This is a genomic window from Alteromonas sp. G5_S2_22_S1 (assembly GCF_054968525.1).
In genome coordinates this window covers 27,311-42,654 of the sequence record NZ_JBQKUJ010000002.1, presented here as the reverse complement: position 1 = coordinate 42,654, position 15,344 = coordinate 27,311, and the positions used below count along the sequence as shown (strand labels likewise).

Here is a 15,344-nt window from a genome sequence, read left to right as displayed (position 1 = left end):
CTTTCTTAGGTGCTAAATTTAGACAAAAGTGGAACAAACTTGCCTTTATCGCGGTCAACCAATACCATCTTCACGTTTTAAATTCTAAAATTGGACTTCATATGATTCGAAAGTGGTTAGCAGCAGCCCTTATTGCGTGCTCTTTTCAAGCATTTTCGCTACAAGATATCGCTGATTTAGAAGCGTCTTCTTCACATTACATTCGAGATGACTTATTTATCTTCGTGCATACTGGGCCTGGCCGTAATTACCGTATTTTAGGGTCAATTGAAGCGGGTACCCCCATTACGGTACTTGCCAGAGATAACGATGCCGAGTTCACACAGATTACCGATCCGGAAGGTCGTAAAGGCTGGGTAGAAAGTAAATTTGTGTCGAATACTATGTCACAGGCAGAGCAGCTTCCTATCATCAGCGAGAAACTGGCAGAGAGCCAGAACAGTCTGCAGACCTTACAGTCTGACAACGCAAAGCTCCGTCAGCAGTTAAACGATGCTCGTCAGCAAGTATCGAAACTTACCACAACGAATGACGAGCAAGCCTCGCAAATTATTCGTTTAACGGCGAAGGTTGAAAGCGCGAATAAAGATGAGCTAGTAATGTGGTTTACCCGCGGCGGACTAGTGGCTGGCATCGGTATTTTGCTAGGCGTAATGCTAACCTATCTGCCAAAGCGCAAGCGCCGAAGCAGTGAATGGATGTAAGCGTTAATGCTTTTAAGAAACAACACAACAACGCCGATGACAATCATCGGCGTTGTTGTTTAGGGTGTGAGTAATTGCTGTCACATCCACTCTCGATTCGGGCAACGAGGCATTTTCATCGCGCCCCAGCCACAAAAGGGTCTCTGTTAGAGCGGCCATGGTCTACGCGAGACAAGGTTATTCACTTTTTTATTTTCACTATCTATAACCCGATGAAGCAAAGCTGAACTGCTTCGAGTGACGGCAATAGGCGTTCTTAATTCATGACGAGCATGGTTAACAAAATTTCGCTCTCGGTTAAGCGAATTGCGCATTAGGTGTGCCTATAACTTGACGCACGGCGCATCCCTACCTTCTGTTTACTAAAACATGAAAAGAGCGAATGATGCACCGAACGTGTGATTTCAGTTAACTATTGGCAGCTAGTGTCCCAAAAGCAGGGTTAAGACGGGGTTAAGGTGGGAAAAGTAGGCGTAAAGAATACGTAAAGTGCGCTAAAGAAAAGGGCCAGCATAATCGCCGGCCCTTACTTATGAATTTACATGATAAGGATTATCGCTTATTCATCATCTTCTACTAAGGTCATCAATGAGGTGTTGCCACCGGATGCCGTAGTATCGATACTGATGGTTTTCTCAGTCATCAAGCGTTGAATAAGGTTATCGTTATACTCGGCGGTAATAACCGGCAAGATAGCCCCTTCGCGCGATGACAGCATTGCCGTGATACGCGCCGTACGCTCAGTACTTGAGTCAACAACCACACCTGATAAGTCTTCATCCATTAATAGCGTATCTAAATGCGCAAGACGAGCGACTTGGAATAATCCCTTCGGGGCACCCGTTGACTCAAACTTGTTCTGAATTTCTACAGCTTCTTCATAGAAGATTTCAGAGACGACTGACACTACGGGGTTACCGGTAGAAAGCGCAGTGACAATAGACAGCAACCAGTATTCAAACGTTACTTCTTTATCGGCGAAACATACCAGGATACCGCGCGGCTCTAAGTAAAGCTTGTTGGATTCACCCGTTGGGCCAGGCAAAGTCTGAGGCTTGGCCAATTTACGCTCTACACTGGTTAATTGCTGACGGGCCGTTGCCAACGTGCGGTTCAAGTCGTCGGCCAAGTCATCGACAATATCTACCTTGGCAATTTTTGCTAGTAGCTGGCGTACCATTGAGATGCGATCGTTGATAGGCGTGTGACGCCATTGGATTTCAACGGCTTTAGCCTTGTCCATCATTACGTGGGCACGCTCGGCAATTTTCTCATCCCCGATAAGCGCTGCATCGGTACTATCTACATCATCGATATGAGACGGCTTGGGTGTGGCGCGTTCCATCATTAGACGAGGCAGGTAATTTGGACCACCGGCTTTAGGACCAGTACCAGAAAGACCACGCCCACCAAAGGGCTGAACGCCAACAATTGCCCCAATCATGTTGCGGTTGATATAAACGTTGCCCGCACGACTCTTCGCTGCTAACTCGTTAGCACGCTCTTCAATGCGCGAGTGAATCCCCATCGTTAGGCCGTAACCTGTACCATTGATTTGCTCAAGCACGTTATCGAGCTCTTTTGCCTTAAAGCGAACAATATGAACAACCGGTCCAAATACTTCTCGCTCAAGAACATCGATATTTTCAATTTCATAAAGCGTAGGCGCGAAGAACGTACCGTTTTCAAACCCTTTTGACATTTCACTGCGATAGAGCAACTTACCTTTACCTTCCATATAGTCTTGGTGGTCTGTCAGGCTTTTCAGTGCTTTTTCGTCAATAACCGGGCCGACGTCGGTAGCTAGCTGCGTGGGGTCTCCCACCGTTAGCTCTTTAAGTGCGCCGATTAACATTTCGGTTAGTTCATCGGCAATGTCGTCTTGAACAAACAACACGCGCAGTGCTGAACATCGCTGGCCCGCACTTTGGAACCCAGAATGGATTACATCGTCAACCACCTGCTCTGGCAAGGCCGTTGAGTCTACAATCATACAGTTTTGACCGCCGGTTTCTGCAATAAGCGGTACCTGCTCACCACCTCGCTCTGCCAATACTTGCGAAATTAGCGTACCGGTTTGCGTTGAGCCCGTGAACATGACGGCTTTAATACGCTCATCAGGCAGCAACGTTTCACCGACTTCTTTACCTGGCGATACAATCAGCTTCAATGCATCTTCGGGTAAACCTACCGAGTGCATAATATCGACTGCGCGCTGCGCAACGATACTGGTTTGTTCCGCTGGCTTAGCCACTACCGTGTTACCCGTAACAAGCGCGGCGGCAACTTGTCCCAGGAAAATTGCCAGTGGGAAGTTCCAAGGGCTAATACACAGCACCACACCACGGGGAAGTAAACGCTGATCTTCAGCAAGCTCTTCGGCGCGTACTGCATAATAACGACAAAAATCTACCGCTTCACGGACTTCGTCGATGCTATCTTGCGCTACTTTACCCGCTTCACGCATACAAATAGCAATAAGCTCGGCCATGTGACGCTCGAGCGCATCTGCCGTACGATTAAGAATTTCTGCCCTTTCGCTGACGTCTCGCTTCGACCATGCTTCAAAACCTGCATCTGTGTCGTCTAGCGCCTTACGCATATCGTCTGGCGTAGCGTAGTAATGATAGCCAACAATGTCAGTATGGTCGGTTGGGCTAAGTACAGGTGTTGCCCCTTCCGGCACCTCATCGGTGACTTTGTAGTAATCCTGCCAACGCTCTAGTTCATGCTTAAGTGCAGTAACCGCGTTGGTGTCAGTAAGGTCTAAACCACGTGAGTTATCACGCTCTGGCGCGTATAAACCACGAGGAGTTTTAATAAGCTTATTGTAGCGAACTTTGAGGCGCTGCGTTTTCTCTACTGGGTCTTCAAGTAGTGACTCAACAGGCTTTTCATCATCAACAATAGCGTTTACAAACGACGAGTTCGCTCCATTTTCAAGAAGACGACGAACAAGATAAGCCAATAAGTCTTCATGCTCTCCCACCGGCGCATAAACACGGCACTGAATCTTATCTTCTGTCACGACTTGATCGTAGAGGGTATCGCCCATGCCGTGCAGGCATTGAAATTCAAACCCCTCTTTATCGTCGCCAGCAAGCTCTACGATAACAGAAGCGGTGTAGGCGTTGTGCGTAGCAAACTGCGGATAGATAGTATCGCGGTACTCAAGCAAGCGATTCGCACAGGCGTGATACGACACATCTGTTGACGACTTACGGGTAAATACAGGAAACTCTTCAAGACCCGACTGCTGGGTAAGCTTAATTTCGGTATCCCAATATGCACCCTTAACTAAGCGCACCATCAATGGTCGGCCCACTTCTAACGTTAGGTCACGTAAATGTTCGATAACGTGAATTGCGCGCTTTTGATAAGCTTGCACCGCCAAACCAAAGCCAGTCCAGCCGTTGAGATCGTCATCGCGGAACACCGCTTCAATAATGTCTAAAGAAAGCTCTAAGCGGTCGGCTTCTTCAGCATCTACTGTTAGGCCGATATCATACTCTTTTGCCATCATACAAAGGGCTTTTAAGCGCGGTGGAATGTCGACCATGGCACGCTCGCGATGAGAGAATTCAAAGCGCGGATGAATAGCAGAAAGCTTAACGGAAATACCCGGAGAGCGTTTCGGACCACGGCCATTTGCCGCTTTACCGATAACCTTGATAGCCTTTACGTATGCGTCATAATAGCGGTCAGCATCACGCATGGTACGCGCGCCTTCACCTAGCATATCGTAAGAGTACACATAACCTTTCGTTTCTTTCTCTTTGGCGCGGTCTACCGCATCCTCGATAGTTTCACCCATGACGAATTGACGGCCCATAACGCGCATTGCAATATTCATTGCTCGGCGAATAACAGGCTCACCTAAACGGCCAATCGTTTGCTTCAATAAGCCAAACTGCTCTTTTTTACGCTTGTCGGCATAATTGACCATGTTGCCAGTGAACAACAGGCCCCATGCTGACGCGTTCACAAACAGAGAGTCAGAATTCCCCAAATGTGGTGTCCACTGCCCTTTTGAAAGTTTGTCTCGGATGAGTTCATCTTGTGTCGCGCGATCTGGTACACGCAGTAAGGCTTCAGCCAAACACATCAACACTACGCCTTCTGCAGTAGATAGCGAGTATTCGTTTAATAACGCATCTACGCCACCGTGGCCTTCTTGTTCACGGCGAATTTGAAGCACCATCTTACGTGCACGTTCCCACGCACGGCTTCGTGCACGAGGGTTTACCTCGGCAATGGGAAGAATTTGGTCTACAGCCACAGACTCGCTAATGCGATAGTAGTCTCTTATACGCTGGCGTAGCGGTGAAGTAGTATGAAGTGTATCGTTTATGAGCATTGCAACCCTTTCATAGAAATAGCTGTAACAAAAAGCGTTCCCGCCGTGTACTTCTGCTCACGGTTACATGGAAGCGGCCAAAAAAACAAGCAAAGTCGAAACCGTGCTTTAACGTGTCGTTTTTCTTTAAACTTTATACTTTTGAATGAAGATCACGACAGCGCCAAATTTGCGCGGATGTTAGCACACAAAAAAGCCCTGCCAAGCCCCCACACAAAAAGTTTTTCAGATACCGTGTCAAGCTACATATTCACTGCGTTAGATGACATTTATCACGCTGTATATCCCCTTCATTTTTGAACTTAATTTTAAAGACATTAAGTCAACAACAAGATTGCCGATAAAGTTTAAGTGACAAGCTGCTTGGCGCTATAAGCGGCCATGCCAACAATGATTCTTTTTTGCTCAATTTTAAATCAATACAATGAGTAGAAGTGAGAATAACGTCTACACTTACAAAAAACAAAAAATCCAAAAATAGGTTTGTCTTATGTGGTTAAGAAAATTTAGTTTGATTCAACGTTTGGGCATTATAGCTGCTCTTATTACCCTGCTATTTGTCTTGCTTACTGCACTTGTTTTGAACAGGCACTACGAGGCATTAAAACAAAAGTCTTACGATGAAAATCAGCACCTTGTTGAAGTTGTGCATACCTTATTAGGGAGTTTTGCTAAGCGCGAGGATGTAGACGAAGCTACGGCCAAACAGTTAGCACTTGAGGCGGTTAAAGCGCTTAGATACGACGGCAACAACTATTTTTGGATTCAGGATGAAACCCCTTCCATGGTAATGCATCCGATGAAGCCTGCTCTTGATGGCAAAGACCTTAGAACCTTTAAAGATGGTAATGGCAAAGCGTTTTTTATTGAAATGGCGCAAAAAGTAAAAGCTAAAGGAGAAGGCTTTGTCGACTATGTTTGGCCTCTTCCTGGCGAAGAAGCCCCAACCGATAAGATTTCTTATGTAAAAGCATTTAAACCATGGGGGTGGACAGTAGGCTCAGGTATTTACCTTACCAATCTTGAAGAAGAATATGCCCACCTGCGCAATGTTATCGTGGTGTTTTGCGTGGTAAGCGTAGTTTTAGTCATTCTGCTTATCTACGTAATTGGCGGCAGTATCGTTAAGCCGGTTCAGGAAGTCAGTGAGCGCATGAAAGATATTTCCCAAGGTGAGGGCGATCTTACCCGCTCATTACCGGAAACAGGGCAAGATGAAGTGACGCGCTTGGCGCGCTATTTCAACGAGTACACCGAGAAGATGCGTCAATCTTTATTGGGTATTCGGGAAAATATTAATTCCCTTACCCAACAGGCTGAGCTGGTAGAAACTTCCAGTAAAAACAGTAACGCGCAAGCGCAAACGCAAAATGAGAACATGCTTCAAGTTGCCGCAGCGATGGAAGAAATGACCACGCAAATTAACGAGGTAAGCAATAACGCTGACTCTGCTGAAAAAGGCACCAGTAGTGCAAGAAGTAACGTGCAGCACGGTACGTCTGTGGTAGATAGTACAGTTCAAGATATTCGCTCATTAACATCTGATATTGAAAGTGTGAGTAACGTGGTGACCGAGCTTGCCGCACAGACAGACAGTATTGGCGCTGTACTTGACGTTATCCGCGGTATTGCAGAACAAACCAACTTGCTTGCACTTAATGCCGCCATTGAAGCTGCGCGGGCCGGGGAGCAAGGCCGAGGTTTCGCAGTCGTTGCCGATGAAGTGCGAACGCTAGCAAGCAGAACGGGACAAAGTACCGATGAAATACAGGCCATGATTGAGAAACTGCAGAGCAATGCGAAAAATGCCGTGGATGCAGTAAAAGTGAGTCAAGCTGCGTCGTCTAAAACCGTAGATAACGCCATACAAGCAAACCAAAACCTACAAGAAGCCGACCGTCTAATGACAGAAATCGCAGACAAAAGCAGTGAAATAGCAAGAGCGACTGAGCAGCAAGCGGAAGCGGCGACCGAAGCCAACATGAGAATTAATGCGCTGTCAGGTGCAGCGGATAGCAGCCTTCGTACGGCTGATGAGCTAGCAGCGGCTAGCCAAGCGTTGCGCAGTAGCTGTTTAGCCATTATGGAAATAGCTAATCGATTTAAACTGTAAATTCATTGCGAGGCGTCGGTCAAATTAAGCCTGGCGCTTTCGTTACACACCGCTTATTCATTAGCGATGATACCAGCGAATAAGCTCTGGCAATGTCCAGAGCCTTTCGCCTCCCTCCCTATACTGAACGCCTACGTTGTAGGCGTTTTTATTTAACACTAGCCAACGCCGGCACTCACCGTTTGTTTGAAAAGTAAACGCAGTATGGTGATCAATGAAATAAGCCAAAGACGGCCCGCTAATCGCCCTGTATACTTTCTTCGTATGGAAGATTACAGCGGACTGCATTACACTGAACTAATACCAACAGTGGCTGTCTTTCGCATGCTTACGTGTAATTTTTTACCACAATCACACGTAGAGAAGAATGAAGCGCAATAACCGTTAGATGCGCTTAAAATCAAGGAGTTGAAAATGAGTAGTGGTTCAAAGGGTAAGCCTATTTTATTGTGGGTTGTCGGTTTTTTTGTATTGCTGTTTTTGGTGTACGTGCTGTTCGCCAATACCATTATCAAGTCAATCTTAGAGTCAAAACTTGGCGAATCGTATGGCGCTGAAGTTAATATAGATGACTTCGATCATTCCCTTTACCCAACGACGGTGACGCTTAAAGGTATAGCGCTAACCAACCCCACTAAACCTTCTCACAACCAAGTCTTTGTGGGTGAAGCCAACGCAGATGTGGCATTGAAGCCTCTTCTTGACGACCAAGTTATTGTAAATAATCTTAATTTATTAGAAGTTCAGTTCGATACTGAGCGCCCTTCTGAAGGTGAAGTGTATCGTGTACCTGAACGCTCGCTATCATTTAACGAAATTAAAGCTAAAGCTCAAGAAGCGGTTCCAACCGTTGACGAATTGCTTGCTCGTAACCCGTTGAAAACGACGGCTGCTATAGAAAATGCTAAATCTGCATACGAAACTTATGGCAAAGGTCTGAAAGAAGATTATCAATCATTGCCTAACAAAGAGCGCATTGCGTATTACAAAACACAAGTCGCAGAACTTAAAGACACCAATTACAAAGACCCTCAAGCCTTGGTACAGGCAAAGTCAGCATTTGATAAATTAAAAGAAGAAATGCAGGCTGATCGCGCTCTTATCACTGATTTTACAGCCAAAGCAAGCGATGCGAAAGAAGCGCTGAGTAATAGCGTTGAAGCCCTTAAACAGGCACCTCAAGAAGATTATGCGTTACTTAAAGGCGTGATAGCTGGCGATCAAGCCGCTCTTTCACAAGTAACCTATTTTGTTTTTGGTGACAAAGCAGCTGAGTATACAGAGTACCTAATGTCTGCGATGCAGATTGTGATGCCCTTAATTCAAGGGGAAGAAAAAAGTGAAGCCCCAGCTGAAGTACCGTCTATCTTAGTGAGAGAGGCGAACGTTTCTGTGCTATGGCAAAACGAATCGATTACCAGTAAATGGAACAATATCACCAATGTTCACGAAGTCTTTGGTAACCCTACTACATTTACCATTGAAGCCGCAGGCGATGTATTAAAATCGTTCACGTCAAGTGGCGAATTCTGGATTGATGGTGATGGTGTTGATGCTAGCCAAGTATGGGAACTGGCCGGTGTAAATATGTCTGATGTTTCCTTTAGCGGCAACGACACGTTAAACGCAGTGCTTAAGTCGGCCTTAATGAAAACCAACGGTTCAATGAAGGTCACTGATAATCTACTCACTGGTACCGGTGAAGTAGATTTACAGCAGCTTGTTATGGAAGCGACTGGCACCAGCGATATCACTAGCGCAATTGCTCAAGCGCTACAAACGTTGACGAGTTTAAATATGACCATGCTGCTAGATGGCACACTTTCTAACCCAGACTTCAATATCAAATCTGATCTTGATAATAAGTTGGCAAAGGCTGCACTATCTCAGCTTACCGCAAGTCAGCAAGATAAACTTGATGAGCTTAATACAAAGCTAAATAGCATGATAAGTAGCGAGCAGTCGCTATTGTCAGGCGAATTAGTTGATGTAAACAGCATGCTTAGCGCTGCGCAAGGCGACAGTGCCGCGCTGCAAGAGCTTCTTCAAGCCCAGCTAAATAACGTTGTTGAACAGCAAAAAAATAAGCTATTCGACAAATTGAAAGGTAAATTGGGTCAAGGTGAGTAAAGCGCCTTTGACTCGACGCCGCTTCGCGGCATAATAGCCTACACGCAGAGGCCTATTGCCTCTGCTTTTTTCCGCTTAACCACATTGTCAGGTGAATCTGTGTTGCAAGGTAAATGGCTTCCTATTGTGTTGTTAGTACTATTAGGACTACTGCAATACAGACTATGGTTCGGAAAAAATAGCATCCCCGACTACTTTAGCCGAAAGCAGGAAGTGCAGACACAAGCGCTGCAAAACGCTAACCTTGCCCAGCGCAATGCGCTTCTCAAAGCCGATATTAACGATTTAAAAATTGGTTTAGAGGCTATTGAGGAAAGAGCGAGGAACGAACTCGGCCTGATTAAAAAAGGGGAAACTTTCTATCGTATTTTGCCCGCAGACTCTAAGTGAAGAAAATGACATCACCCCGCGTGGTTGCAGTTATCCCCGCAGCCGGAGTTGGTAGCCGTATGCAGGCCGACCGCCCGAAGCAATACCTCTCTCTAAATGGTAAAACCATTCTTGAACACACGATTGATGCGCTACTCAATCACCCACATATTGATGATGTGATCGTTGCGATAAGCCAAGGTGACGAGTACTTTGACCAGTTAGGGCTTAGGCAGAAGCCTATTCGTGTGGTTGATGGTGGCAAAGAACGTGCAGATAGCGTATTGAACGGCATCTTATCGTTGGACGATAATGACTGGGCACTGGTTCACGACGCAGCGCGCCCGTGTGTAGATGATGCCGACATTTCCAACCTGCTGTCACTTATAGGCAGCGAAGACGTTACGGGTGGCATACTAGCGACGCCGGTGAGAGATACGATGAAGCGGGTAAAGCCTTCGTCAAATATAATCTCTCATACCGAAGACAGGGATGGGCTATGGCATGCCCTTACGCCCCAGCTGTTTCCAGCCATGTTGCTCAAACGGGCGCTTCAAGAGGGGTTGGCCCAAGGTGTTAGCATTACTGATGAAGCGTCGGCCATGGAGTTTGCTGGTCACAGTGTAGCCATGGTGAGCGGAAGCCCGGCGAATATAAAAATAACACACCCGGCCGACCTTCCTTTGGCAGAATTTTATCTTAAGCAAAAATTTAGCGCGCTAGGCGATAGCGCAAAAAATTAAAAGGCACAATTATAATGCGAATTGGACACGGTTTTGATGTACACAAATTTGGCGGCGAAGGCCCCATCACCATAGGTGGCGTGAGCATTGATTACGAGCAAGGTTTAGTTGCCCATTCAGATGGCGACGTATTGCTTCACGCACTATGCGATGCAATGTTAGGCGCTGCTGCGCTAGGCGATATTGGTAAACACTTCCCCGATACTGACGATGCCTATGCAGGCGCCGATAGTCGCGTATTGTTGCGCCACGTAGTGAGCGTGGTAGAAGAAAAAGGCTATAAACTTGGCAACGCTGACATGACTATTGTAGCGCAAGCACCTAAGATGGCACCGCACATAACCGCTATGCGTGAGGTTATCGCTAAAGACTGTAACGTGAACCTTGATGCAATAAACGTGAAAGCCACAACCACCGAAAAGCTAGGATACACAGGGCGCAAAGAAGGCATTGCCTCTCACGCCGTCGTACTATTGGAAAAACTATGAAGCCGTTAAATACCGACCATTGGCAGTACTATTACGCAAAGCCCGTATCGACCGGCATCTTTAAATTCCAAGCCGACGACTTTCAAGTAGTCGAAGACTTAGGTTATTCACCATGTGGCGAGGGAGAGCACCAATTTGTATTTGTTGAAAAAACGAATACAAATACCGCGTTTGTCGCAGAGCAGCTTGCGCGCTTTGTTAACCTCCCCCTTCGACAAATTACCTATGCAGGGCGTAAGGATAAATACGCCGTAACCCAACAGTGGTTCGGCATTCACGCCCCGGGAAAGCCAGATTTCGACTTCAGCAACTTTGAACTTGAAGGTGTTAAAGTACTCAAGCAAGTACGCCATAACAAAAAGCTACGAACAGGCCAGCTCAAAGGTAACCACTTCACAATTACGCTTAGGCAAGTACTTCACCCTGAAGCTATTGAAGCGCGTCTTCAGGAAATTGAAAAGCATGGAGTTCCAAATTATTACGGCGAACAACGCTTTGGCGTTATGCGATTAAACGACATGGGCGAAGTGCAGCGCGGCGGTAATTTAGTTATGGCTGAGCGTATGGTGAACGGTGAGTCCATTAGGCACAGAAACAAGCGCTCTATGGCGTTATCGGCTTTGCGCAGCTGGCTGTTTAATGAAATGCTCTCCACTCGCCTTGAGCAAAACAAGTTCGATACTGTTATTGAAGGTGACGCGCTAGTACTGACTGGATCAAACAGTTTTTTCATTAATGGCGGCGCCACCAACACAGACGAACAGCAAGACGCCCAGCGTCGATTTGACGCTAAAGACGTATGCCCATCAGCACCGCTTTGGGGTAAAGGTGCACTTGTGACCCAAGCCAACGCACTAGCGCTAGAACAAGCGGTAGCAGAACAAAACAGTGAAGTGATCGACTTTTTAAGCCAGTGCGGTTTCGATCAAGAGCGCCGAGCGATAAAAATTTGGCCATCACAGCTTGAATGGCAGAGTAAGGGTGATACATTTACTATCTCATTTGCACTTCCTAGTGGCTGCTTTGCTACTTCGGTCCTTAGGGAGTGTGTAGAGACCTTGTCTCCCATTAACAGGGTTTAAAAACTATAGAGAGCGTGGCACGCAACAATCCATATCTCGCGTAGCTGTGAATAAGAATAAAGGAAAGTACGCAACATCATGAGAGCTTCTAGAAAAGGAGACGCGTTAGCACAACTGCTTTATAACGAGGGAATACGTTCACAAGCAGTATTAAACGCCATTGCTGGTACGCCCCGGGAAAGTTTTCTACCCGATGCGCTGAAGCACAAAGCTTATCAAAATACAGCGTTACCGATAGGTCAAGGTCAAACGATATCGCAACCTTACATTGTTGCTAAAATGACTGAGTTGCTGCTAGATAGCCCCAATAAGCCGGAAAAAGTACTGGAAATAGGTACGGGTTCTGGCTATCAAACGGCTATTCTTGCGCAGCTTTTTGCCAAGGTGTTCAGCGTCGAGCGAATTAAAACATTGCAGTTTCAGGCTAAGCGTCGTATGAATCAACTTGACCTTCACAATATTGCAATGAAACACGGCGATGGTTGGAAAGGCTGGGCGTCGAAAGGCCCCTACGATGCCATTATCGTAACCGCCGCAGCGGCAAGTTTACCGCAAGATTTGTGCGATCAGCTCAAAGAAGGCGGGCGGCTCATTATTCCCGTAGGTAACGAGCAACAATCGTTATTGTGTATAGACAGGATTGAAGGTGAACTAAAAACATCTACCATTGAATCGGTACGATTTGTTCCCCTTGTAGCAGGAGAGCTAATGTGAAGCTTTTTGAGCCATGTTATGACATGGCATTACGCTGGGCGAGGCATCGCCACGCAACTAAATATTTAGGTGGGTTAAGCTTCTCTGAATCAGTATTCTTCCCCATTCCTCCTGACGTAATGCTAGCGCCAATGGCGCTTTCGCAGCCAGAAAAAGCATGGCGCTTTGCATTTATCACAACGATTGCGTCGATATTCGGCGGTATCGCGGGATACTGGTTGGGCTATTTTGCTTTCGATGCGTGGCTTGCGCCTTTAATTGAACAGTGGGGCTACTCCCATAAAATTGAAACCGCTATGCAATGGTTTAAAGATTATGGCGTGTGGGTGGTTTTCCTTGCGGGGTTCTCGCCTATTCCCTATAAGATATTCACCGTAAGTGCAGGCTTTTTGCAAATGGCGTTTTTACCGTTTGTTTTAGCATCAGCAATAGGTCGAGGCGCTCGCTTCTTCTTAGTTGCAGCGCTAATGAGATGGGGCGGCACAGCCATGGAACAAAAGCTTAGGCAGTATGTAGAAGTTCTCGGTTGGGCCGTAGTTATCCTCGCTGTAATTGCCTATTTAATCTTGCGATGACATGCATAGGCATCGGTTTTATTTAACATTATTCTTATATGTAAGTGTACTTCTGGGAGGCTGTGCAGGGCGAACTGCACCGGCCCCTGTTATTTTATTAAATAGCCAGGTTTCAGACGGCAGCGAAGAATATACAAAGAAAACCTATAAAGTGCAGCGCGGTGATACCCTTTACGCTGTGGCTTGGTATACGGGAAACGACTACCGCGACTTGGCAAAATACAACCAATTATCAGCGCCTTATACTATTTTCCCCGGGCAAATATTAAAGGTTACCCCGCCCGCAAACTTAGCTACAGACCGCATTATACCTAAGCCACAGACCAAAAGGCCAGCAGGTCCGACCTCACCGAATGTAGACAAAAGTTTGGTTGACCGCCCCACGCCACAAGCGTATCGTAAAAGTGAAAAAGTTGTTAAGCCACAAAACGTTAGCAGTGTCAAGAAACCGTCGACAAACGTCAAAAAACGGGTGTTAAATAGTTTTCCAGACAAGGTTCAAAGGTGGATATGGCCTGCAGAAGGTAAGTTAGTCGGTACTTTCAGTAAGTCAGAGTCAGGCAACAAAGGAATTGATATCGCTGGTGCTAAAGGCAGTAAAGTTGTAGCAGCAGCAGATGGAAAAGTTGTTTATTCAGGGAGCGCACTTAGAGGTTACGGTAATCTGGTTATTATTAAACACACAGATACCTTCCTAAGTGCTTATGCCTACAACGATACTATTTTAGTTAAAGAACGAGAGTGGGTGTCAGCGGGGCAGCAAATAGCGACCATGGGTGATAGCGGCACAAATTCGGTCAAACTTCACTTTGAAGTTAGGTATCGAGGGAAATCTTTAGACCCGATGAAATACCTGCCAGTATTAAAATAATAAAAATAAATAACAATAAGAAAGGAAAAAGGAGAAACGTCATAGGGTAAACCTTGTAGCAGGAGATTCACAATGGGTAAGTCAAATAAAGCCTTAGAATCAAAATCTCAAGATGACTTAGAAGTCATCGACATGCCAGCTGATATGAAAGCTGACGAAGCCTTGACCAACGACGCTGAACTAGAAAATGACGACGCCATTTTCAGTCAGGACGACCAACCTAAAAACCTAGATGCAACACAGCTTTATCTAGGCGAGATTGGATTTTCACCACTGCTAACCGCAGAAGAAGAAGTTTATTTTGCGCGCCGCTCACTGAAAGGCTGCGAGGCCTCTCGTAAACGTATGATTGTTAGTAACCTGCGCCTAGTCGTTAAGATTGCACGCCGTTACAATAATCGTGGGTTGGCACTTCTTGATTTAATTGAAGAAGGTAATTTAGGGCTTATTCGCGCTGTCGAAAAGTTCGACCCTGAACGCGGGTTCCGCTTTTCCACATACGCCACGTGGTGGATTCGACAAACCATCGAACGCGCCATCATGAATCAAACGCGTACTATCCGTTTGCCCATTCATGTGGTTAAAGAACTCAATGTTTATTTACGCGCTTCACGTGAACTTTCTCAAAAGTTAGATCATGAGCCTACTGCAGAAGAAATTGCAGCGGCACTAGACAAGCCTGTAGAAGATGTCACAAAGATGCTTCGACTAAACGAACGCATTACCTCTGTTGATACGCCTATTGGCGGAGAAAATGACAAAGCTTTGCTCGACATTATTGCTGATGAAAAAGAGTTCAGCCCTGAAGAGAGCCTTCAAGACTCAGACATCAAAAGTAATATTATTACCTGGCTTGAAGAACTTAACCCTAAACAACGCGAAGTACTCGCACGCCGTTTTGGGCTTATGGGATACGAGCCATCGACGTTGGAAGATGTTGGTGCAGAAATTGGCCTAACACGTGAGCGTGTTCGTCAGATTCAAGTAGAAGCACTACGCCGTCTTCGCGATATGCTGGGCCATCAGGGGCTTTCATTAGAGAATCTGTTCGACCAAATGAAGTAGCGACTGAACGCTTCATAAAAATGAAACTAAAATGCCAGCGTTGCAATACCCGATAGTCTAAGGTATCGCAACGCTGGCATTTTTTATTTTGTGCTGAAAAAAGTTAAGCTAACGACTCGAGTGCATTTAGTGC

12 protein-coding genes are annotated in these 15,344 nt (G+C 46.1%); 11 read left to right on the top strand and 1 reads right to left on the bottom strand.

Going from position 1 to position 15,344, the window contains the following annotated elements; translation table 11 throughout:
* Positions 1-101: 101 nt before the first annotated feature.
* Entirely contained in the window at positions 102-704 is a 603-nt protein-coding gene (locus ACTRWF_RS02425; RefSeq protein ID WP_231125126.1) for a TIGR04211 family SH3 domain-containing protein, read from the top strand.
* Between the two features lie 559 nt (positions 705-1,263).
* Here ACTRWF_RS02425 and putA read toward each other — a convergent pair.
* Positions 1,264-5,061, bottom strand: coding sequence for a bifunctional proline dehydrogenase/L-glutamate gamma-semialdehyde dehydrogenase PutA (putA, locus tag ACTRWF_RS02420; protein ID WP_462835089.1), 3,798 nt, complete (start codon positions 5,059-5,061; stop codon positions 1,264-1,266).
* A 490-nt stretch (positions 5,062-5,551) separates the two neighbouring features.
* Here putA and ACTRWF_RS02415 point away from each other — a divergent pair, with 490 nt between their 5' ends.
* The 10 genes from ACTRWF_RS02415 (at position 5,552) to rpoS (ending at position 15,211) form a co-directional block, all read left to right on the top strand.
* Positions 5,552-7,174 carry a methyl-accepting chemotaxis protein gene (locus ACTRWF_RS02415; protein WP_278383327.1) on the top strand — a complete coding sequence of 541 codons (1,623 nt, stop codon included), beginning with the start codon at positions 5,552-5,554 and terminating at the stop codon, positions 7,172-7,174.
* A 414-nt stretch (positions 7,175-7,588) separates the two neighbouring features.
* Positions 7,589-9,304, top strand: coding sequence for a TIGR03545 family protein (locus tag ACTRWF_RS02410; protein ID WP_278383326.1), 1,716 nt, complete (start codon positions 7,589-7,591; stop codon positions 9,302-9,304).
* A gap of 99 nt (positions 9,305-9,403) precedes the next feature.
* Positions 9,404-9,694 carry a cell division protein FtsB gene (gene ftsB / locus ACTRWF_RS02405; RefSeq protein WP_012519942.1) on the top strand — a complete coding sequence of 97 codons (291 nt, stop codon included), beginning with the start codon at positions 9,404-9,406 and terminating at the stop codon, positions 9,692-9,694.
* A 5-nt stretch (positions 9,695-9,699) separates the two neighbouring features.
* A complete protein-coding gene (gene ispD, locus ACTRWF_RS02400) occupies positions 9,700-10,416 on the top strand; it encodes a 2-C-methyl-D-erythritol 4-phosphate cytidylyltransferase (RefSeq protein WP_278383325.1) in 717 nt (238 codons plus the stop codon).
* Between the two features lie 14 nt (positions 10,417-10,430).
* Positions 10,431-10,904, top strand: a complete 474-nt coding sequence (gene ispF / locus ACTRWF_RS02395) for a 2-C-methyl-D-erythritol 2,4-cyclodiphosphate synthase (protein WP_012517178.1) — start codon at positions 10,431-10,433, stop codon at positions 10,902-10,904.
* Complete coding sequence (truD, locus tag ACTRWF_RS02390; protein ID WP_020744658.1) at positions 10,901-11,986, top strand: tRNA pseudouridine(13) synthase TruD; 1,086 nt, start codon at positions 10,901-10,903, stop codon at positions 11,984-11,986. Before ispF ends, truD begins: the two co-directional genes overlap by 4 nt.
* Before the next feature lie 78 nt (positions 11,987-12,064).
* On the top strand, positions 12,065-12,700 hold the full coding sequence (locus tag ACTRWF_RS02385; RefSeq protein WP_012517176.1) for a protein-L-isoaspartate(D-aspartate) O-methyltransferase: 636 nt from the start codon (positions 12,065-12,067) through the stop codon (positions 12,698-12,700).
* A complete protein-coding gene (locus ACTRWF_RS02380; protein WP_012517175.1) occupies positions 12,697-13,275 on the top strand; it encodes a YqaA family protein in 579 nt (192 codons plus the stop codon). Before ACTRWF_RS02385 ends, ACTRWF_RS02380 begins: the two co-directional genes overlap by 4 nt.
* A 1-nt stretch (position 13,276) precedes the next feature.
* Positions 13,277-14,146: a peptidoglycan DD-metalloendopeptidase family protein gene (locus tag ACTRWF_RS02375; RefSeq protein WP_462835088.1), complete on the top strand. Its 870-nt coding sequence runs from the start codon at positions 13,277-13,279 to the stop codon at positions 14,144-14,146.
* Between the two features lie 72 nt (positions 14,147-14,218).
* A complete protein-coding gene (rpoS, locus tag ACTRWF_RS02370; RefSeq protein ID WP_012517173.1) occupies positions 14,219-15,211 on the top strand; it encodes an RNA polymerase sigma factor RpoS in 993 nt (330 codons plus the stop codon).
* Positions 15,212-15,344: the final 133 nt, after the last annotated feature.